Source organism: Undibacterium sp. Di26W (genome assembly GCF_049340265.1).
In the GTDB taxonomy this organism is placed as follows: domain Bacteria; phylum Pseudomonadota; class Gammaproteobacteria; order Burkholderiales; family Burkholderiaceae_D; genus Undibacterium.
In genome coordinates this window covers 1-21290 of sequence record NZ_JBMPOR010000043.1, presented here as the reverse complement: position 1 = coordinate 21290, position 21290 = coordinate 1, and the positions used below count along the sequence as shown (strand labels likewise).

22 protein-coding genes are annotated in these 21290 nt (G+C 52.1%); 17 read left to right on the top strand and 5 right to left on the bottom strand.

The features are described from left to right. The 4 genes from ACO0LM_RS28075 to rpsL form a co-directional block, all read right to left on the bottom strand. Positions 1-124, bottom strand: a 124-nt coding sequence (locus tag ACO0LM_RS28075) for a GTP-binding protein (RefSeq protein WP_017454492.1), incomplete at its 3' end; no start/stop codon positions are given. Between the two features lie 78 nt (positions 125-202). Next, the gene (gene fusA / locus ACO0LM_RS28070; protein WP_423042154.1) at positions 203-2308 is read right to left on the bottom strand and encodes an elongation factor G; all 2106 of its coding nucleotides are present in this window, start codon (positions 2306-2308) and stop codon (positions 203-205) included. 128 nt (positions 2309-2436) lie between these two features. Then, positions 2437-2907: a 30S ribosomal protein S7 gene (rpsG, locus tag ACO0LM_RS28065; RefSeq protein ID WP_162039546.1), complete on the bottom strand. Its 471-nt coding sequence runs from the start codon at positions 2905-2907 to the stop codon at positions 2437-2439. Between the two features lie 144 nt (positions 2908-3051). Then, positions 3052-3435 (bottom strand): 30S ribosomal protein S12, encoded by a 384-nt coding sequence (rpsL, locus tag ACO0LM_RS28060; RefSeq protein ID WP_110258019.1) that lies wholly within the window; start codon positions 3433-3435, stop codon positions 3052-3054. Positions 3436-4079: 644 nt separating this feature from the next. Between rpsL and ACO0LM_RS28055 the strand changes: the two genes are divergently transcribed. The 11 genes from ACO0LM_RS28055 (at position 4080) to ACO0LM_RS28005 (ending at position 14785) form a co-directional block, all read left to right on the top strand. Further along, positions 4080-5978: a phosphoethanolamine transferase gene (locus tag ACO0LM_RS28055; RefSeq protein ID WP_423042152.1), complete on the top strand. Its 1899-nt coding sequence runs from the start codon at positions 4080-4082 to the stop codon at positions 5976-5978. Positions 5979-6166: 188 nt separating this feature from the next. Then, the gene (locus ACO0LM_RS28050; RefSeq protein ID WP_423042150.1) at positions 6167-7291 is read left to right on the top strand and encodes an MlaE family ABC transporter permease; all 1125 of its coding nucleotides are present in this window, start codon (positions 6167-6169) and stop codon (positions 7289-7291) included. After that, positions 7291-8082, top strand: coding sequence for an ABC transporter ATP-binding protein (locus tag ACO0LM_RS28045; protein WP_423042148.1), 792 nt, complete (start codon positions 7291-7293; stop codon positions 8080-8082). Before ACO0LM_RS28050 ends, ACO0LM_RS28045 begins: the two co-directional genes overlap by 1 nt. 3 nt (positions 8083-8085) lie before the next feature. Then, positions 8086-9036 (top strand): MlaD family protein, encoded by a 951-nt coding sequence (locus ACO0LM_RS28040; protein WP_423042146.1) that lies wholly within the window; start codon positions 8086-8088, stop codon positions 9034-9036. A 10-nt stretch (positions 9037-9046) separates the two neighbouring features. Further along, complete coding sequence (locus tag ACO0LM_RS28035; RefSeq protein WP_423042144.1) at positions 9047-9676, top strand: ABC-type transport auxiliary lipoprotein family protein; 630 nt, start codon at positions 9047-9049, stop codon at positions 9674-9676. A gap of 47 nt (positions 9677-9723) precedes the next feature. After that, positions 9724-10851 (top strand): VanZ family protein, encoded by a 1128-nt coding sequence (locus tag ACO0LM_RS28030; protein WP_423042142.1) that lies wholly within the window; start codon positions 9724-9726, stop codon positions 10849-10851. Between the two features lie 129 nt (positions 10852-10980). Then, a complete protein-coding gene (locus tag ACO0LM_RS28025; protein WP_423042140.1) occupies positions 10981-11298 on the top strand; it encodes a (2Fe-2S) ferredoxin domain-containing protein in 318 nt (105 codons plus the stop codon). 5 nt (positions 11299-11303) lie between these two features. After that, on the top strand, positions 11304-11954 hold the full coding sequence (locus ACO0LM_RS28020; protein WP_423042138.1) for an alpha/beta hydrolase: 651 nt from the start codon (positions 11304-11306) through the stop codon (positions 11952-11954). Between the two features lie 108 nt (positions 11955-12062). Further along, a complete protein-coding gene (locus tag ACO0LM_RS28015) occupies positions 12063-13211 on the top strand; it encodes a D-alanyl-D-alanine carboxypeptidase family protein (protein ID WP_423042136.1) in 1149 nt (382 codons plus the stop codon). A gap of 138 nt (positions 13212-13349) precedes the next feature. Then, positions 13350-14195 carry a D-amino acid aminotransferase gene (locus ACO0LM_RS28010; RefSeq protein WP_423042134.1) on the top strand — a complete coding sequence of 282 codons (846 nt, stop codon included), beginning with the start codon at positions 13350-13352 and terminating at the stop codon, positions 14193-14195. Between the two features lie 308 nt (positions 14196-14503). Beyond that, positions 14504-14785: a DUF493 family protein gene (locus ACO0LM_RS28005; protein WP_422987874.1), complete on the top strand. Its 282-nt coding sequence runs from the start codon at positions 14504-14506 to the stop codon at positions 14783-14785. Positions 14786-14855: 70 nt separating this feature from the next. Here the strand turns inward: ACO0LM_RS28005 and gcvA are convergent, their stop codons facing one another. Then, on the bottom strand, positions 14856-15752 hold the full coding sequence (gene gcvA / locus ACO0LM_RS28000) for a transcriptional regulator GcvA (RefSeq protein ID WP_423042132.1): 897 nt from the start codon (positions 15750-15752) through the stop codon (positions 14856-14858). Between the two features lie 168 nt (positions 15753-15920). On the opposite strand from gcvA, the gene ACO0LM_RS27995 reads away from it, so the two are divergent. The 6 genes from ACO0LM_RS27995 (at position 15921) to ACO0LM_RS27970 (ending at position 21203) form a co-directional block, all read left to right on the top strand. Further along, positions 15921-16244, top strand: a complete 324-nt coding sequence (locus ACO0LM_RS27995) for a DUF2917 domain-containing protein (protein ID WP_422987872.1) — start codon at positions 15921-15923, stop codon at positions 16242-16244. Between the two features lie 44 nt (positions 16245-16288). Then, on the top strand, positions 16289-16840 hold the full coding sequence (locus tag ACO0LM_RS27990) for a cysteine hydrolase family protein (RefSeq protein WP_423042130.1): 552 nt from the start codon (positions 16289-16291) through the stop codon (positions 16838-16840). Between the two features lie 62 nt (positions 16841-16902). Then, a complete protein-coding gene (locus tag ACO0LM_RS27985) occupies positions 16903-17835 on the top strand; it encodes a PhzF family phenazine biosynthesis protein (protein WP_423042128.1) in 933 nt (310 codons plus the stop codon). Between the two features lie 101 nt (positions 17836-17936). Beyond that, on the top strand, positions 17937-18602 hold the full coding sequence (lipB, locus tag ACO0LM_RS27980) for a lipoyl(octanoyl) transferase LipB (protein WP_423042126.1): 666 nt from the start codon (positions 17937-17939) through the stop codon (positions 18600-18602). A 22-nt stretch (positions 18603-18624) separates the two neighbouring features. Next, complete coding sequence (gene lipA / locus ACO0LM_RS27975; protein ID WP_423042124.1) at positions 18625-19608, top strand: lipoyl synthase; 984 nt, start codon at positions 18625-18627, stop codon at positions 19606-19608. Positions 19609-19973: 365 nt separating this feature from the next. Next, positions 19974-21203, top strand: a complete 1230-nt coding sequence (locus ACO0LM_RS27970; protein WP_423042122.1) for a hypothetical protein — start codon at positions 19974-19976, stop codon at positions 21201-21203. Positions 21204-21290: the final 87 nt, after the last annotated feature.

Genomic DNA, 21290 nt, shown 5'->3' with positions numbered 1-21290 from the left:
CGCCGAATTTTTTCGACAGAACTGTCGCGATCGCTGCTGTCAGTGTGGTTTTGCCGTGATCAACGTGACCAATTGTGCCTACGTTTACGTGCGGCTTGGTGCGCTCGAACTTACCTTTTGCCATTTTATTCTTCCTTCAAAAAGAACGATTTATCAACAATAGAAAACCTACCCCGGCATGGGGCAGGCCTTTGATTCTTTATTACTTAGCTTTGGATGTGACGATCGCGTCGATAACATTCTTCGGCGCTTCAGAGTAGTGCTTGAATTCCATCGAGTACGTTGCGCGACCCTGGGTAGCGGAACGCAGCGATGTGGAATAACCAAACATCTCAGACAAAGGCACTTCAGCTTTGATGATCTTGCCACCGCCGCCAGCGATTTCGTCCATGCCCTGAACCATACCGCGACGTGAAGACAAGTCACCCATGACTGTACCAGCGTAGTCTTCAGGTGTTTCAACTTCAACCGCCATCATTGGTTCCAGGATAACTGGGCTTGCTTTACGGCAGCCATCTTTGAACGCCATCGAACCCGCCATACGGAAGGCGTTTTCGTTGGAGTCAACGTCATGGTAAGAACCGAAGAACAGTGTGACTTTAACGTCAACCACTGGATAGCCAGCCAATACACCAGAAGTCAGCGTTTCACGTACGCCTTTTTCAACTGCAGGGATGTATTCGCGTGGAACTGTACCGCCTTTGATCGCGTCAACGAATTCAAAGCCTTTACCTGGTTCTTGCGGTTCGATCTTCAGAACAACGTGACCGTACTGACCACGACCACCAGATTGCTTAACGAATTTACCTTCGATTTCTTCGCAAGTTTTGCGGATAGTTTCGCGGTAGGCAACTTGTGGTTTACCCACTGTCGCTTCAACGTTAAATTCACGTTTCATACGGTCAACGATAATATCCAGATGCAACTCGCCCATACCGGCGATAATTGTTTGACCAGATTCTTCGTCAGTACGTACGCGGAAAGATGGATCTTCAGCAGCCAGACGGTTCAATGCCAGGCCCATTTTTTCCTGGTCGGCTTTGGTTTTTGGCTCAACTGCCTGAGAAATAACTGGCTCTGGGAATATCATGCGTTCCAGAACAACAATTGCTTTTTCATCACACAGCGTATCACCAGTGGTTGTGTCTTTCAGACCAACCACCGCAGCGATATCACCCGCCATCATTTCTTTGATTTCTTCACGTTGGTTCGCATGCATTTGAACCAGACGGCCGATACGTTCTTTTTTCTCTTTAACAGAGTTGTAAACGCTGTCGCCAGAATTCAATGTACCAGAGTAGCAACGGATAAAGCACAATTGTCCAACGAATGGATCAGTTGCGATTTTGAACGCCAGTGCAGAGAATTTCTCTGAATCTTCAGCTTTACGGACAACTGGTTCGTCATCTTCGTTCAGACCTGGAACCGGTGGGATGTCCAATGGGGATGGCAGGTATTCAACAACCGCATCCAACATCGCCTGAACACCTTTGTTCTTAAATGCAGTACCGCACATCATAGGAACGATTTCAGAAGCGATAGTACGTTGACGCAAAGCAGCTTTGATTTCTTCTTCAGTCAAATCACCTTCTTCAAGGTATTTGTTCATCAGTTCTTCACTGGCTTCAGCAGCTGCTTCAACCATGTTTTCACGCCATTTTTTTGCGTCAGCCAACAGGTTTTCAGGGATATCACGGTATTCAAATTTCATACCTTGAGATGCAGCATCCCAAATGATCGCTTTCATTTTGACCAGATCGATAACGCCTTCGAACAGGTCTTCAGCACCGATAGGTACTTGCAGAGGAACTGGGTTGGCTTTCAAACGTGCACGCATTTGATCGTACACTTTGAAGAAATTCGCGCCAGTACGGTCCATCTTGTTGACGAATGCCAAACGTGGGACTTTGTACTTGTTAGCCTGACGCCATACGGTTTCAGACTGAGGCTGCACGCCACCTACTGCACAGTAAACCATGCAGGCGCCATCCAGAACACGCATGGAACGTTCAACTTCAATCGTGAAGTCAACGTGGCCTGGCGTATCAATGATGTTGATGTGATGTTCAGGGAAATTGTTCGCCATGCCCTTCCAGAAACATGTCGTCGCAGCGGAAGTGATGGTGATACCACGTTCCTGCTCTTGCTCCATCCAGTCCATGGTGGCTGCGCCATCATGCACTTCACCAATTTTGTGGTTTACACCGGTGTAAAACAGAACACGTTCTGTAGTCGTTGTTTTACCGGCATCAATGTGAGCAGAGATACCGATATTACGGTAACGCTCAATGGGGGTCTTACGGGCCATAGCTAATCCTAAATCTTTTAATGGACAAAACCGAGCGCATTTTTTTACAAAAATCGCGCCCGGCCTGATTCAAAATACTTGCCAGAGCCATTGTATGATTGACACACAATCGCTCCTTACTCTTACTCTTAGAAGCGGAAGTGAGAGAAGGCCTTGTTGGCTTCAGCCATACGATGGACTTCATCACGTTTCTTCATTGCGCCGCCGCGGCCTTCTGCGGCTTCCAGCAATTCACCACCCAAACGTTGTGGCATGGATTTTTCGCTACGCTTGTTAGCGGCTTCACGCAACCAACGCATAGACAAAGCCAGGCGACGAACTGGACGAACTTCTACAGGCACCTGGTAGTTAGCACCACCAACACGGCGGGATTTAACTTCAACCAGTGGCTTGGCGTTGTTGATTGCCAGCGCAAACACTTCCAAAGGATCTTTACCAGATTTTTGTTGGATGTGATCGAATGCGCCGTAGATGATGCCTTCAGCAACAGATTTCTTGCCGGACAACATCAATACGTTTACAAATTTTGCTACTTCTACATTACCGAATTTTGGATCCGGCAGTACGTCCCGTTTCGGGACCTCACGACGACGTGGCATTTCAATTCCTTTCAATCTTCAGTTGAGTACAAAGCAACATTTTGCTTCACACTCGCGACAGGCCATCATAACCAGTCACTTACTCGGCTTATTCCAAACCGACACTGATCCGCAATAGATTACGGAGATTAAATTACGAGATAATTACTTCTTAACTGCCTTAGCACGCTTAGCACCATATTTGGAGCGAGCTTGCTTACGGTCTTTAACGCCTTGAGTATCCAAAGCACCACGAACCATATGGTAACGAACACCTGGCAAATCCTTTACACGACCACCGCGCAGCAATACCACGCTATGTTCTTGCAGGTTATGACCTTCACCGCCGATGTACGAAATAACTTCGAAACCGTTGGTCAGGCGAACTTTGGCAACTTTACGCAAAGCCGAGTTAGGCTTTTTTGGAGTTGTCGTATAAACGCGGGTGCAAACGCCACGTTTTTGCGGGCTGTTTTCCAGCGCCGGCGATTTGCTTTTAACACGTGCAGAAACACGTGGTTGGCGAATCAGTTGATTGATGGTTGGCATCGTTTTTAATCCAACAAAATACAACGTTAAACACAAACCCGGAAACGGTTGCCCGGGAACTTAAAATCATTTTTTGCCTGAATCCTCAGGCCACCCCGACTTGACTGACATCTTTTGCCTGCTTTTTAAGCATTGCAACACGTGGGACAAGCTGCCATAAGCTGACGATTTAGCGTAACCATATGGCGCACAAGCACATGAAACAACAATAGAAAATACAAACCCAAAATCGAGAACTCGCAATTTTATGCCCTGATGGACAAGCCTGTCAACGCTTTTTATTTCTTAAATTCAAGCGCTTAGCTGAAATAGCGGGTCTTTCAGAGTAGAGAATTTCGCCGAAAAAGCAAGTTATAACTAGGGACAAGGGATCCTGACAGGCTGCCGCAGTCAACATTTCCTTTAATTCCGCGCCGCTCTGGCCGGGGGGCGTTGACCTGTCTTTCAGACAAAGCGGTCCTCCCATCGCGCAGGCTGGCCAGGTTTCAACCCCATTCGCTGGCCTAAAAGATAGGTCAACACGCCCGAATCTAAATCATTTACTATTTACGCCCTTGACCCGCCGGAATCCATCGCCCGCCACCACAGCAGTACTGGCAACGATAACCGCCGCCTACTTATTCAGCACGCTAAGCAATTTGATAATGCCCACCCCGTTTCGCCCTGCATCACTGTTCCTGATCGTCAGTTACCTGCTGATTTCGGCCTTGCCATTTTTTCCACTCCTGCAGGGTCAGGCGGTGGACAAGTCCTATCATTTGCTGGCGATGGAAGTGCTGTCCTGGCTGGGATGCTGGGCCTTGCTGCAAAAACCGCGCTGGTTTCACTATCTGTTGTTGCCAGCATTCTTTGCCCTGCCGACAGAAATTTACCTGCGCCTCTACTTTGGCCAGGGTATTTCCACGCACCACCTGGGCATCATGGTCGAAACCAGCCCCAAAGAAGCAATGGAATTTCTTGGCAATAAGGTCTGGCTGCTCCTGCTGATTATCATTGCCGTCATCGCGTGGTGGTGGAGCTTGCTAAAGATAGCACGTGCTCACCATCACTGGAATTGGCAGCACCGTTCACGCTGGCTGGTGTTAGCGGCATTTGTGGTGGGCTTGGGGCTATGGTTTTATGGCGAGCAGATCGGTGTTGCAGAAAAGCCGGCCTCTGCCAGCGCCAGCACATCGGCTTCGGATGCAGATGAAGAAGATGATGAAGACGACGACAGCAGCGCATCCGCGTCTGCCAGTGCGTCTGCCAATGCATCGGCCAACGCCTCTGCCGACAGCATGAGCAACTGGATCAAGAGCCTGAAGAAGCAGTTGCCTTTGTTGCCATACTGGGCGCAGATCCCGTATGACGAAGAAATTTATATACGCACCTGGCCTTTTGGCCTGAGCTTGCGGGCTGCCGACTTTTGGAATGAGCGCGATTACTTGTCCAGGCTATCTGAAAAAAGCCGTGCCTTCCGTTTTCAGGCGCACCTGGATGGCAATCCGGAATTGCCACAAACCGTGATCATGGTCATCGGTGAATCCTCGCGCTTTGACCGCTGGAGCCTGAATGGCTATGAACGTGACACCAATCCCCTGCTCAAACAGGAAAGCAACCTGGTCAGCTTCAGCGATGTGGTCACGGCAGTTTCGGCCACCCGCCTGTCGGTCCCGATTATTGTGTCGCGCAAGCCAGCAGCACAAAGCCTGAAAGCCGGGTTTTCAGAAAAATCCTTCCTGACTGCCTTCAAGGAAGCCGGCTTTAAAACCTATTGGCTATCGAACCAGATGAGCTTTGGGCAATTTGATACCCCGACCTCGGTATTTGCCAAAGAGGCCGATGTCACCCAGTTCCTGAATCTGGGCGGCTTTACCAATAGTTCGAACCTGGATCAGGTATTGCTGGAACCCATGGCCAATGCCATGCGTGATCCGGCACCAAAAAAACTGATCGTCCTGCATACCTTGGGTAATCACTGGAACTACAGTCATCGCCACCCTGCTGCTTTCGATAAATGGAAGCCCTCTTTATATGGAGTGGCCAATCCCGCCTATACCGATTTGAAAAACAAGCAGGCACTGAACAATAGTTATGACAATTCCATCCTGTATACCGACTGGATGCTGTCAGAAGTCATACAGAAGCTGAAGACCAGCCAACAAATCACGTCCCTGCTGTTTATCTCTGACCACGGCCAGACCCTGTACGACGGTAGCTGCAACCTGGCTTTCCACGGCCATAACACCCAGTATGAATTCCATGTTCCGGCCTTCGTCTGGTATTCAGATGCGTATCAGGAACAATTTCCCAACAAGATCATACAACTGCGCCTGCACCAGAAAGCCCGACTATCTACCGAGAACGTGTTCCACAGCCTGCTGGATATGGCGAATATCCGCTATCCCGATGAAAAGCTGGAATGGAGCATACTCAGCCAGAAGCTGAAAGCACATATACGCTATGTCGATAGCTATGGCTGGACCGATTACGACAACGCCACCTTCAAAGGTGATTGCCGTGAAGTAATGGACAAGAAGACCCCGCTAACACAGGAGAAATAAATAGGACTTATGCAAAATTGTCCCAGCAAGGCGTGGCGACGAAGACAGTACTTTAGTACGCGGCTCCTAGGAAAGGAGCCACAACGCAGCTGGGGCGGTTTTGCGTAAGTCCTAATAAAGTAATCAGTAAGCCTGTGCCCGACTGGCTTTCATTGCAGTAAATATACTTTGTCACTTACACTTGCGCCATGCCACATGAGATCGTGCCCACCCTGCAATTCACTCACCAGCAACAGCCGACCGCCATCGTGGCAGGAGCCTGGCTGGTGCATGTCCTGTCGGGTACTACCACCATGCATGAAATCAGCGCGCAGCTCAACAAGGCTACGCAACAAGCAGACCTGCATTGGGATTTGTCACAGATCAGCAGCCTCGATCATATAGGCGCGCAAATGCTGTGGCGGGCCTGGGGCAAGCAAAGGCCGCGGCAACTCACCATGCAAAGCGCGCATGAGGGTTTGTTTCTCAGGCTGGAACAGGTCAGCCGGATCAGCATCCCCGGTTCACCCAAGTCACGCCTGACGCGCACCATGCTGCTGGGCGGGCAGATGCTGGGCCTGTTCAACCATCTGTACAGCTTTACTGCCTTGCTTGGCCAGTTGATACTGGATTTGGCGCGCTTTATCCGGCACCCGCTGAAGGGGCCTTGGAAAGAATTGTCTGCCAACATTTACCGCACTGGTGCCCAGGCGCTGGGCATTACCGCGCTGGTCGGCATTTTGATCGGGGTGGTGTTGTCGTATCTGTCGGCACAACAATTGCGTACCTTTGGTGGTGACCTGTATATCGTCAATATCCTTGGCATGAGTATCATCCGCGAGCTAGGCCCCATGCTCGCCGCCATTCTGGTGGCAGGCCGCTCAGGTTCAGCTATTACGGCACAGCTTGGCGTCATGCGGGTGACCGAAGAACTGGATGCCATGAGTGTCATGGGCATACCCCACGGTTTTCGCCTGGTCATGCCGAAAGTGCTGGCGCTGGCTATCGCCATGCCGCTGCTGGTGATCTGGACCGATGTCATGGCGCTGGCTGGCGGCATGATTTCCGCCCAGGCCCTGCTGGGCATGTCACCCGAATTCTTTGTGTATAAATTGCCGGAAGCAGTACCGCTTCTCAATTACTGGATAGGCCTTGGTAAAGGCGTGACCTTTGGCATGTTGATTGCCCTGATCGCCTGTCACTATGGCTTGCGGATAGAACCGAATACCGAAAGCCTGGGCCGTGGCACCACCAATTCCGTCGTGGTGGCGATTACCGTGGTCATCATTGCCGATGCCATATTTGCCATCATTTTCAGCAAGACGGGATATTGATGAAGCAGGAACATATCATTGAAATCCACGGCTTGCGCACTCAGTTTGGCCGTGCCATCATCCATGATCAGTTGGAATTGCAAGTCAGGCGCGGTGAAATATTATCCATCGTCGGCGGTTCGGGTTCAGGCAAGACGGTGCTGCTGCGGCAAATGCTGGGGCTGGAAATACCGAACCGTGGCAGCATCAAGGTATTTGATCAAGACCTGCATGCGCCGCAGGCACACCATCTTGATTTCTTGCGCAAGCGTTCCGGCATGCTATTCCAGCATGGTGCCCTGTATTCAGCCATGAGCGTATTTGACAATGTTGCCCAGCCCATGCGTGAACTGGGCAGCTTGTCTGAAGACCTGATCACCGATCTGGTGTACCTGAAATTGCATATGGTGGATATTGCCTTTGAGCATGCGCACAAGATGCCGTCCGACCTGTCTGGCGGCATGATCAAGCGGATTGCGCTGGCGCGCGCACTGGCGCTGGACCCGGAGCTGCTGTTTCTGGACGAACCCACCGCCGGGCTGGACCCGGACCGGTCCGACAGCTTTGTCGACCTGATATTATCGCTGCATCAGCAATTACGCCTGACCGTCATCATGGTGACGCATGACCTGGACAGTCTGTTTGCCCTGTCCAGCCGGATTGCGGTGCTGGCAGAAAAACACGTGGTCACCATCGGTAGCCCGCAAGAAGTGCTGGCGTTTCAGCATCCATTCATTACCAGTTTCTTTCGTGGCGGACGCGGTCAGCGCGCCATGGAGGTACTGTCATCAACCCAGCATCAGGAAATGTAAGCTATGGAAAACAGATCTCATGCGCTCATGGCCGGCTTTTTTACCATTGCCCTGCTGATATTGGCGACGGTATTGGCGATCTGGCTGGGGCGCGACAAAATCAAACGGGTACCGTACGAAGTCGCCACCAAGATGGCGGTGTCCGGCCTGAACCTGCAGGCTGCGGTGCGTTATAAAGGCATCAAGGTTGGCAATGTCACCGACATCGATTTTGATGACAAAAACCCCGGGCAAATTATCTTGCGGCTGGAAATCATTCCCGATGCGCCGGTCACCAGTTCCACCTATGCCACCCTGGGTTACCAGGGCGTGACCGGCATTGCCTTTGTACAACTTGACGATGACGGCAGCTCCAAGCAGTTGCTGGTCGCCGACGGCGCTGCCATCAATACAGATGCGCCGCCGCGCATACCGATGCGTCCTGGCATGATGCAGAATCTGGAACAACGCGGCCAGGCCATCCTCACACAAACTGAAGAACTGACACGTCGCCTGAACAATCTGTTTGATCCGACCAACCAGAAATCGCTGATGACCGCCATCGAGAATTTCGGCAAAGCGTCGGCCGCCTGGAAGGCAGTACCCGACAAGCTCGAGCCTGCCCTGGCCCGCCTACCCGAACTGGCAGAACAAGCCAAGACCACGCTGAAATCCATCAACGGGCTGGCATCGGATGCCAGCAAACTCAGCAATAACCTGAATCAGTTTGCCACCAACCTGCAGGCAGCAGATGGACCGCTGGCACGCTTCAACCAGGCCATGGACAGGGTCAGCGACAGCCTGATCATCGATACCCTGCCACGTGTACAAACATTGACTGGTGAAACGCGGGCCACCATGCGCTCCATCAAACGGGTATCAGAAAGCCTCAATGACCGGCCACAAAGCCTGTTGTTTGGCCCGCCGACACAGGCCCCTGGCCCCGGCGAGCCCGGTTTTGTCGCCCCCAAATAAAGGAATTCGCATGAACTATCGACATCTGCACCAACAGCTTGCACGTCTGCGCGCAATGATCAGCATCAGCCTGTTTGCCATCCTGTCCGCCTGTTCCAGCACCCCTGTCGCGCAACGGCAGCAATATGACTTTGGCCCCTGGTTGGCAGAAACGCCTGCCACACCCTTGCCTGGCAGGCTGCAATTCAGCCTGACGGAGATTGCCGTCCCGGCTGCACTGGAAAGCAATGCCATGTTATATCGCCTGCAGTATGACAATGTCCAGCAGCTCAAAGCCTATTCCCAGCATCGCTGGAGCATGCCGCCTGCGCAACTGTTGGCACAGCGCTTGAAAACCCGTATGGCTAATCAGGGCAGCGATGTCATGCTCAGTACTGAAGCGGCCTCGCCATTCCCGGTATTGCGCATAGAACTGGAAGAGTTTTCGCAAATCTTCAGCAGCCCGAATCAAAGCCATGCACAAATCAGCCTGCGTGCCAGCCTGGTCAAAGGCCGTCAATTGCTGGCACAGAAAAGCTTCCAGCAAAAGGTGAATGCGGCCAGCGCCGACGCCCCCGGTGGTGCCAAAGCCATGCAGGAAGCGGCTGATGCCAGCATTGATGCACTACAAACCTGGATCAAAAGCCTCCCATTGAATTAAGCCAAAAACCCAAGCCCCAGCCCAAGTCCAAGTTCAAACGCCAGCGCATGCAGCCCAGCCTCTCAACTGACGCGGTCAGCTCACAGCACAGCTCCCCCTTTGCCAGGGTAAGTCTGGCGGCTTACCTGTTTTTGATCCTGTATGCCAGCTGGTATCCGTTCACCGGATGGCAAGCCAATAACTGGGCAGCCTTGCCGGATGTCATTCAGCAATGGCCAAGGTATTGGTCGGGCTTTGATACGACCATCAATGTGGTCGGTTATATTCCCTTTGGCATATTGATCGTGTTTGCCCTGTATCCACTGGTCACCCGCTGGTGGGCAGCGCTGCTGGCCACCTTGGGCGGTATCATGGTTTCCGCCACCGCAGAAGTGGTGCAATACTTTTTGCCCAGCCGTGTCACCTCCTTGCTGGACTTTCTGACCAATGCCTCCGGTGCCATTCTGGGTGCAATACTGGGCGCCTTGCTGACTCCGCTGATACTGGAAAAAGGTCGCCTGCAACTCTTGCGCAAGCAATGGACCTATAGGGAATCCAGCCGCGAATTTCTGGTGCTTGCTCTGTGGACCATGGCGCAGATTTATCCGCAGGCCTACCTGTTCGGTCTGGGGCAAATCCTGCCCATCATTTCACAAAGCCTGAGTGAAATGCTGGGCACGGATATTGATATCAGCAATTTCCTGCTGCAAGGCTTTGAGCCCAGTGCGGATGAATATTTGATGTCCGAAGCCATCATCACTGCCTGCAGTTGTACCGGAGCCTTGCTGATCTGCCTCAGCATACTGAACCGCAATGCCCCCAAATCTGTACTGGCCACCCTGTTATTACTGGGTGCACTGGTCATCAAATCGCTGGCCAGTGCGCTGCTGTTCAAGCCTGAATATGCGTTTGCCTGGCTGACCCCGGGTGCGCGTGGCGGCCTGCTGATCAGCATCATCATGCTGTATGGTTTTTCTTTTGCGCCAGCCCATGTACAGAAACGGCTGGCGCTGGTATTGCTGACGATTTCCCTGATCGTATTGAATCTGGTATCCGACAACCCCTACTTCGCTGCCACCATGCAGACCTGGGTGCAGGGCAAGTTTCTGAACTTTAATGGGGCGGCACAATTCCTGTCGGTGTTCTGGCCTTTCCTGGGAATCTGGGCCCTGTTGCGAAAACCAGCCAGCAGTTGAAACCTGGCTTCCTGCCCCTGCCTGCGCAATTGCAGTATCATAGTGGGCTTCAACTACTGCCATCCGGCGGCGCAATCTCTAATTACCTCAGGTAAGCCCAGGTTGCATGATCCGCAGGCTGAATAATCTATGTCTGAAGCTCTCTATTTTCAAAAACACGTTTTCTTCTGCCTGAACCAGCGTGAAGATGGTCGCCCATGCTGTGCCGACCGTGGCGCGCAGGCAGCGCAGGAACACGCAAAACGCCGCATCAAACAGCTGGACATGAATGGTCACGGCAAAATCCGCATCAACAAGGCCGGCTGCCTGGACCGCTGCGAAGAAGGTCCGGTGGTGGTGGTCTATCCGCAAGGCACCTGGTACACCTATGTTGATCAAAGCGATATTGATGAAATCATTGACGTTGACCTGATAGGCGGCGGCGTGGTTGAACGTCTCAAGATCTGAATCCCATGAATGCCCAAACCGAACATTTTTTTATACAGGGCGCAGCAGGACAATTGCAATGCGCGCTGGACCTCCCAGATCCCGAAACCCATGCCAGCCCTGTGGGCCTGGCCCTGGTAGCCCATCCGCACCCGCTGTTTGGCGGCACCATGGACAATAAAGTCGCCCAGACCCTGGCGCGCACTTTTACTGGCCTGGGTTATGCAGCGGTACGCATGAATTTTCGTGGCGTTGACCAGTCTGCCGGCACTTACGATGCGGGCATGGGTGAAACTGATGACATGGAATTATTGCTGAATGCCATGCGCGCACGGTTTCCGGGCCTGCCGCTGGCCTTGGCCGGTTTTTCCTTCGGTACCTTTGTACAGGCCCGCCTGCAACAGCGCCTGCAAGAGCGCCCGCAAGAACGCGGCCAGCCCGCAGAACGCCTGGCCCTGGTCGGCGCGGCTGCTGGCAAATGGGATATGCCATCGATACCCGCGAATACCATTTTGGTCCATGGCGAACTGGACGACACCATACCCTTGAGTGCCGTACTGGACTGGCTGCGCCCGCAGGATATCCCTGTCACCGTGATACCTGGGGCCGACCATTTCTTTCACCGTCGCCTGCACCACATCAAACAACTCATCACCAGCATGTGGGATAAAGCCTGATTATATCTGTACCAGATTCGTCCCCTCAGCCAGCACGCTGAGGATGTAGATTATTTGTTTTTTTGTCACCTCTTGTTTTTGTCACCTCTTGTATTACTAGCTACTCAAATGAAAAAATTCCTAACCTCTATTGCCGTATCGCTGCTGACCATCACAGCTGCCGTCGCGCAAACCCTGCCAGCGCCGACTATCGCCTCCAAGTCCTGGCTCTTGCTTGACACCACCAGTAATCAGGTGATCGCCGCGCAAGAACCAACGCTGAGTGTAGAACCCGCTTCGCTGACCAAGATCATGACCGCTTACCTGGTGTTCGCTGCCCTGAAGGACAAGAAACTGGACCTGAACCAGAGCATCAATGTCTCGACCCGCGCCTGGAAAGTCGATGGCAGCAGCTCCAAGATGTTTATCGAGCCGAACAAGCCAGTCACCATCAATGAATTGCTGTATGGCCTGATCGTGCAATCTGGCAATGATGCCGCCGTCGCCCTGGCAGAAACCGTGGCCGGCAGCGAAGAAGCCTTCGTCGTGCAAATGAACCGTGAAGCCGAACGCATGGGCCTGAAAGCCACGCGCTTTGCCAATCCGCATGGTTTGCCCAGCAAGGACAATTATTCCACTGCCCAGGATTTGTCTACCATGGCAGCGCGCCTGATCATCGATTTTCCCGAGTTTTATAAAACCTATTACTCGACCAAGAGCTATACCTACAACAAGATCACCCAGCCCAATCGCAACCGCCTGCTGTGGCTGGACCCTAGCGTGGACGGTATGAAAACCGGCCACACCACTGGGGGTGGGTATAGCCTGGTTTCATCTGCCAGCCGCCCCAATGGCACGGGCACACGTCGCCTGATCTCGGTCGTCATCGGTACCGACAGCGACCAGGTAAGAGCACAAGAAAGCCTGAAATTGCTGAACTGGGGCTTCCTGAACTTCGACACCTTGAAGCTGTATGAAAAAGGTCAGTCCATTGCCACACCAGAAGTCTGGAAAGGCACGCAGGCACAGGTCAAGATCGGCTTTGACCGCGACCTGTACGTGACCCTGCCCAAAGGTGCTGCTGCCAAACTGAAGCCGGCGCTGGAACGCAAAGACCCGCTGGTCGCACCCGTGGCGATCAATAGCAAGGTCGGTACCGTAAAAATGATGCTGGATGGCAAAGCCGTTGCCGAATTCCCGGTATTGGCGCTGGAACAGGTCAATCAGGCCAGCATCTTTGGCCGCGCCTGGGATTCGATACGCCTGATGTTTAAGTAAGCCAGCCCCCCCCTTATGCGCGGCCCTTGGTCTTGGACCGCGCATAAATCCGGGCTATGCTTGTATGCGTTATTTGCATAAGCGGCCCCTTCGTTCTGTGTGAAAATAGCCCTTCTCATCCTCACTCACGCAGACATCATGAACGATCCCCTGGTATACCTGAATGGCGAAATGACGCCGCTGTCCGAAGCCAAAATCCCGGTCCTGGACCGTGGTTTTATTTTTGGCGACGGTATTTATGAAGTCATCCCTGTGTATCAGCGCAAGATGTTTCGTGCTGACCAGCATCTGGCGCGCCTGTTCCGCAGCCTGGCGTCCATAGGCATCACCAATCCGCACAGCAAGGAAGAATGGCTGGCCCTGATTACCAAGGTCATGGCGGCCCATGAAGCTGATGACCAGATGGTGTACCTGCAAGTTACCCGTGGCGTCGCCAAGCGTGCGCATGCCTTCCCCAAGGATGTGACGCCTACGGTCTTCATCATGACCAACCCCATCGTGTTGCCGACTGCGGCCGCCCGCGAAAACGGAGTCGCCTGTGTGTCGATGGAAGACAAGCGCTGGTTGCGTTGTGAAATCAAATCCATCTCGCTGCTGGGCAATGTGCTGGCAGCACAAAATGCTGCCGAAGAAGGCGTGGCCGAGAGCATACAGTTTCGCGATGGCTATTTGACCGAAGCATCGGCATCAAATGTATGGATAGTCAAGGATGGTGTGCTGATGGGTCCGCCGAAAGACAACCTGATACTGGAAGGCATACGCTACGGCCTGATAGAAGAACTGTGCGCCGCCCAAAGCATCAAGCTGGAAGCCCGCCGCATCAGCCGCGAAGAAGTCTTCGCCGCCGATGAAGTCATGCTGTCATCCGCCACCAAGGAAGTGCTGCCCGTGGTAAAACTGGATGATGCGAGCATTGGTGATGGCAAACCCGGTGCCATCTATCACAAGTTGTATGCGGCTTATCAAGCTGCCAAGGCTGCTTAAATAAAATACTGGAAATGTATTGCCTCGCTAGACTGCGGTTATCTGTAGGTAGGTTGGGCTACGCTTCACCAGCCCAACACTGTGCCGTTGATAAATGTATACGTTATTTTCAGGCCAAGTGTTGAGCTGGCGAAGCGTAGCCTAACGAGGCCCGGCCCAACAAATTTCCAATGAAGTGCATGCTTTTCATGCATGACAATGTCCAGGGCGGTCTATTCAATGCGCTTGAAGTACAGCACCAGTCTATTGGAAATGTGGCGCAAGACCCCATATACTGACATTAAGTTATTTTGAAATAGGGAAGTATTATGGAAATGAGACCCATCCCCCCAGAAGAAAGTCTGATTGAATATCCCAGCGATTTCCCCATCAAAATCATGGGACCCATGCACGATGAATTCGCCCAGACCATGGTAGAAGTGGTAACTATCCACGATCCGACCTTTCATGCCGGCAAAGTTGAGATGCGTCCATCCAGCAAAGGCGCTTACTTGTCAGTGACGGTGACTGTGCGCGCTACCAGCCGTGAACAACTGGACAATCTGTACCGTGAACTGTCGTCTCACCCCATGGTGAAATTCGTACTGTAAGACGAATGCCTTCCTGCCTGTCCGCCCATGCTGGCTGACAGGCAGAGCACATCTCATCCCCGACCTTGCCTTACATCTGCCTGCTCTCTTCTGCAATTTCATTCAGCAGCCATTCCCTGAAGGCTTTTACTTGCGGTTTCAACAAGGCATTCGGCGGGTACACCAGGTAATACGCCACCTCGCAGGGGATGTCGATCGTAAACAGGCGTTGCAGCAAACCCGCCTTGATATCTGACTGCACGATAATATGCCGGCCCAGCGCGATGCCCTGCCCATCCACCGCCGCCCTTGCCAGCATCGATGAATCCTGAAACACCAGGCCGCCGGTGGGTTCTTCATTGTCCAGACCGGCTGCGCGAAACCAGGGTTCCCAGGGTTCGCCATCACAGCGCAGCAATTGCATGCTGGCCAGTTCCGCCGGCGTGCGTGGTAACTGTCCACCATGGAAATACGGGCTGGCCACAGGATAATAATAATCCCCCATTAACAGTTCACTGACCATGCCCGGGTAGTTACCCAGCCCAAAGCGTATGCCTATGTCTATCGATTCCCTGGTGTAATCCGTCAGGTGGTTACTGGATTGCAGGCTGACCTCCAGATCCGGGAAATGTTCGATGAAACGACCAAGACGCGGTGACAGCCAGCGTGCAGCAAAAGAAGGCAAAGCGGTGATGCCCAGGCGTTTTTGCTTGTTGCGGGTTTGCAGCAATTCAGCTGCATTGCCCAGGTCTTGCAAGGCCTGGCGTATGGTGGCGGCAAACTGTTCGCCGTCTGGCGTGATGGAAATGCGCTTGCCATTGCGGATGAACAGGGCAACGCCCAATTCTTCTTCCAGCGCCCGCACCTGATGACTGATGGCACCATGGGTCAGATGGATTTCATCTGCCGCCCGCGAGAAATTTTCATGCCGGGCAGCGGCCTCGAAGGCGCGCAGGGCCGCTAAATTGGGTAATCGCCTAAAATCCATATTGATGTGAATAAAATTAGCAAGACAATCAAAAATTACTCGTTTTATTTCCTGATGGCAGCAGACTACAATGCTTTCATCGCTGTGCAACAAATCATATTTTACATAAGCTTAGCCAGAATATTCGGATTGCAGCGCATTTCAGGCAGTAAATACAGGAGCATGGAAATGACAAATAATTTCGCAAACCCATCATACACGATAGCCGCCGGCAACACCCTGTCTGGCCATTCTGAAACAGCCCGTAAAATTGAAGTGGCTTGTGGCCGCGTATGGCTGACCATTGCAGGAAACCAGGACGATTATTGGCTGGCCGCTGGTGAATCCATGGTCATTCCGGCAAATCAGCTGGTGGTGATAGAAGCAGAACAGCAAGCCAGCCTGATCGAATTGTCCGCAGTATCCAGCGTGATTTCGATGAAAAACCAGGACTTCCTGGGTGGCGGCTATCTGCAAAAACTGACGCGCAAGCTGAGCCAGGTATTTGCCTGATTAGCCAAGCCAGATAAACGTACAGGAATGCACAGGAAGCCGGTATGAAGCATGCAGCCTTAGTACTGATCGACGTACAGCAAGGTTTCGATGACCCCAAGTGGGGCCAGCGCAATAATCCTGCTGCCGAACAGTATATGGCGGCCCTGCTTCAGCAATGGCGCGAGCGTGAACGAACCGTCATCCACGTACGCCACCAATCGCAAGAAGCGGGCTCACCATTGCGTGGCGGACAGCCAGGTTATGAATTCAAGAACCTGACACGTCCGCTGACTGGCGAAGCCATCTTCACCAAAAAGGTCAATAGCGCCTTTATCGGTACCGAGCTGGAAGCCTATCTGCATGTCAAAAACATCAAACAACTAGTCATCGCCGGCTTGACGACGGATCATTGCGTATCCACCTCGGTACGCATGGCTGGCAACCTGGGTTTTGATGTATTGCTGGCTGCCGACGCCTGCGCCACCTTTGACCGCAGCGACGTCAATGGCGTACTGATCCCCGCTGAAGAAATACACCGCATCCACCTGGCCAGCCTGCACAATGAATTCTGCACGGTCAAGAACACCGCTGACATCATTGCACTGCAAGTGTAATTTCATAGTAGACACACTAGGCACTCTAGAATCACTCCCGATTCCCTTCATTTGGAAATGCCATGACTGGATCTGTCAAAGTCCACATCGTTCACGCCTTCACCCACAACAATGCAGGCGGCAACCCGGCTGGCGTCGTGTTGGATGCAGATCAATATACTGCTGAGCAAAAATTACACATTGCCAAAGCGGTGGGCTTGTCGGAAACCGCCTTTGTATCGCGTTCAGACAGTGCTGCCTTTAAACTGGAATTTTTTACCCCCAACCGGCAAATCGCCCACTGCGGCCATGCTACCGTCGCTACTTTTTCTCTGCTGCGCGCACTGGATATGGTCGGTGAAGGACTGAGTAGCAAAGAAACCATTGATGGCAATCGTGACATATTGATCAAAGCCGACATGGCTTTCATGCAACAAAAGGCACCTCGCTTCCAGCCCATCGCTGCTGATGACAATCACGATGGAAATCACGATGGAAATCACGATGGTAATCAATGCGCCGCTGCCTATGACCGCATACTGAAAAGCATGGGCCTTGCTACCCAAGACTTAATACCCGGACAAGTCCCCACCATCGTCAATACCGGCAACAGCTTCTTGCTGATTCCCATCAACAGCCGCGACCGCCTGGCACAGATACAGCCCAAGCAGGCAGAGATCAACGCCATCAGTGAAGAATTTGACCTGATCGGCTTTTACCCCTTCACCCTGGAAGCACAAGATACCGGCCACGCCGCCAGCACACGCATGTTTGCGCCACGCTACGGCATAGATGAAGAAGCAGCAACCGGCATGGCTGCCGGCCCACTGGCCTGCCTGTTGTACACCGCCTTGCAACAAGCCGGGCCAAGCTTGCAGATAGAGCAAGGTTATCTGATGCACCCTGCCTCTCCTAGCCTGATTCAGGTCGACCTGGATATCAGGCACGGTACAATCCATAGCCTGATGGCGGGTGGAAGGGCCAGGGTAGAAAAAACACTAAACATTGATCTGTGAATAATTAATCTGGCCTTTCTGGCATGATTGCGGCTTGCGCCAGATCATGCCATTTTCACTGGCGCAGACCGTCATCCCGCAAAATGTTACACTAGCGGTCTATGCAAGCAGCCATCTCGTCATCCGTGATTCCCCACGTCATCCAGCGCGGCATTGAGCCTTACCAGCTCACTTTCGATGCCATGCGCGCCTTTACCGATGCCCGCACCGAACACACCCCCAATGAATTCTGGATTGTCGAACACCCGCCCGTCTATACCCTGGGCCTGGGTGCCGACCAGTCACATGTGCTGGCTGCCCATGACATTCCGGTGGTGCAGACCGACCGGGGTGGCGAAGTCACCTACCATGGCCCCGGTCAGGTCGTGATTTACCTGTTGATGGACTTGCGCCGCAGCCACCCCAAGGCCCGTTTATTTGCGCGTGAATTCGTCCACAAGATAGAACAGGCGGTCATCAACACCCTGGCAGCGTATAATCTGGCTGGTGAACGCAAGGAAGGCGCGCCCGGCATCTATGTCAGCAACGGCCAGTGGCAAGGTGCCAAGATCGCCGCCCTGGGCCTGAAAGTGCGCGGCAATGGCTGTACCTACCATGGCGTATCACTGAATGTGGATATGGATTTGACACCGTTTTCCTGGATCAACCCCTGCGGCTATGCCGGCCTGGCCACGGTGGACATGAAAACCCTGGGCGTGACCATGCCGCTGGCCCAGGTCCAGACCGCACTCGCACAGAATTTGCAAGATCTTTTGACTGCCTCCTGATTTTTCGACATCGCTTCATACCATGACAACCGAAAACACACCCGTCGCCAACGCTGCTTACGATCCTACCGAAAAACAAAAAGGGGCCAGCAAGACTGCACGCATCCCTATCAAGATCGTACCGATGGAAAGGCTGCCCAAGCCCGACTGGATACGCGTCAAAGCCGGTTCGCCCACCACCCGCTTTTATGAAATCAAAGACATCCTGCGCGCCAACAAACTGGTGACAGTCTGTGAAGAAGCATCGTGCCCGAATATCGGCGAATGCTTTGGCAAAGGTACCGCCACCTTCATGATCATGGGTGACAAATGCACCCGTCGCTGCCCCTTCTGCGACGTCGGCCATGGCCGCCCGGATCCGCTGGACGTGGATGAACCAGCCAACCTGGCAAAAACCATTGCTGCATTGAAGCTCAGCTATGTCGTCATCACCTCCGTCGACCGCGACGATTTACGCGACGGCGGTGCCGCCCACTTTGCCGAGTGCATCACCAAAGTACGTGAACTGTCACCCATGACACGCATAGAAATCCTGACACCGGATTTCCGTGGCCGCATGGACCGTGCGCTGGAAATTTTGAACATGGCTCCGCCAGACGTGATGAACCACAACCTGGAAACCGCACCCCGTTTGTACAAAGAAGCGCGCCCGGGTTCTGACTATGAATATTCACTGAATCTGCTGAAACGCTTCAAGGAACAACACCCGAATACCCCAACCAAATCCGGCATCATGGTCGGCCTGGGTGAAACCGACGAAGAAGTCCTGCAAGTCATGCGCGACATGCGCGCCCACAACGTCGACATGCTGACCATAGGCCAATACCTGGCCCCCAGCGGCCACCACTTGCCGGTACGCCGCTACGTCCACCCGGATGTCTTCAAGATGTATGAAAAAGAAGCCTACAAAATGGGCTTCGCCCATGCGGCGGTGGGCGCAATGGTGAGGTCTAGTTACCATGCAGATCAGCAGGCGCATGGGGTGGGGGCGGATGTGAAGGTTTAAGAATAGAAGTACAAAGAAAACGGCTCATTATTTTTAAGATAATGAGCCGTTTTATATATGTTTATGCTCGACTACATCGTAGATCGGACATGCCTCGCACGACTAGCATTTCACCCGCCTACCACTGGGCCTTGGATCAACATCTAGAATGTGGATATCGGACTTGTAGACCGCCGCAAATCTAAAGGAAAATTTCTTGATAACTGTAGAGGTCATAAGAAAACATCTTTGCGAAAATGTTACTTTAAAAGCAATTAACTGTGATCAGAATCAAGCTGCAAGCAACGAAAAATCTGGTTATACCAAAATTCTAGCTATATTTAACGTGTTTCAATTTCAGCAACTCAAAAATTTGGAAAGATGAGATGAGAAAACGAAAATACTTAAACAAAGACGAATACGGTGGATTCATACTAACGTTCGAACCTGCACGAACAGATCGAATTGAGGAATATTTGGCGGACTACCAGACCGCCGCCGAATCATTTTCGGCAGAAGACTGGGCTTTTGAAAAATGTGAGCTTGTTTTTCTGGCCCGCCGAGAACCTAGAATCGCAATTTTCGGCGCAGCACTTATGCGTAAAATGGGTGGCAGTGGGGGAACGCGCCGCACCAAGATGCGAATTTCAAATCCAGTAATATTTATCCCACAAATAGATGCAAACGAAGCGGGAAATGCCAAGGGTCTTGCAGAGCACATCTCAACTGCAGAAAATTTAAAACGTATTAATCCGATAGCTTGGTTACAGCTAATTCAAACTATAAAGAACCTGCGGGAAAATCATGCTGCCGAGCTAAATGAGTTAGTTGACCGCCGTTTAGCAGATCGAAGAATATTAAGCACAGACCCTAAAAGTCTCAGGATTTCCGAACAACGCGATGCAGTCGGATTAGTACTGGAAATTGCAGAAATTGACCGTCGTCCCGTTCTCAATGGAGCCGACAACACGCGACTTCAATCTGCTAGCACTATTCTTGATATATTGGATATGCAACCAGTTGCGGAGCGCTCATTAATTGAACATGATTCGAGAATATTTGGTTTAGAGTTTACCGAAAACGTCAGCGGGTCTGCAATATTTCCAGGTCGACAAGGTAATGAAGTAAGAATTTATGTTGTTGACAGCACTCCATTAGAAACAGCAACTGGAGTCGATTTGATGATTTACAATCAAATGTATAACAGCTTTCTGCTGCTTCAATACAAAGCAATGGAAAAAGATTCAGTTGTTAATGGTTGGAGCTACAAAGTTGATGGATCAAATATCGATCAACAGTTAGAAACCATTCACAACTTGAAATCTGCATTTCCAAACAATAAGCAGACTGGCCAAATTTGCGATCAGAGATTAAATGACGATGCTTTTTATTTTAAATTCTGTGAGCGCACCCGGCAAAGTGCACGTGAAGATAGTTTATCTCCAGGACTAACGATAAATGCTCATCATCTTCAAGAATTTCTTTCTTTACCTGAGGCTAGCTCAGAAGGTCATGGGCGTCGCATTGGCTATAAGAACACTACAAGATACCTCAGTAACTCTGAGTTCATAGCTCTGGGGGTGTCCGGAATTTTGTGTAAACGGTTTTTCGTTTAGTTCTGCGACATCCGGTCATCGAACTGGATGGTAAAGCGATTGAGTGCTCCTTTCCAGTCCCGTATTGGCATTGTCCATTTCTTGCTG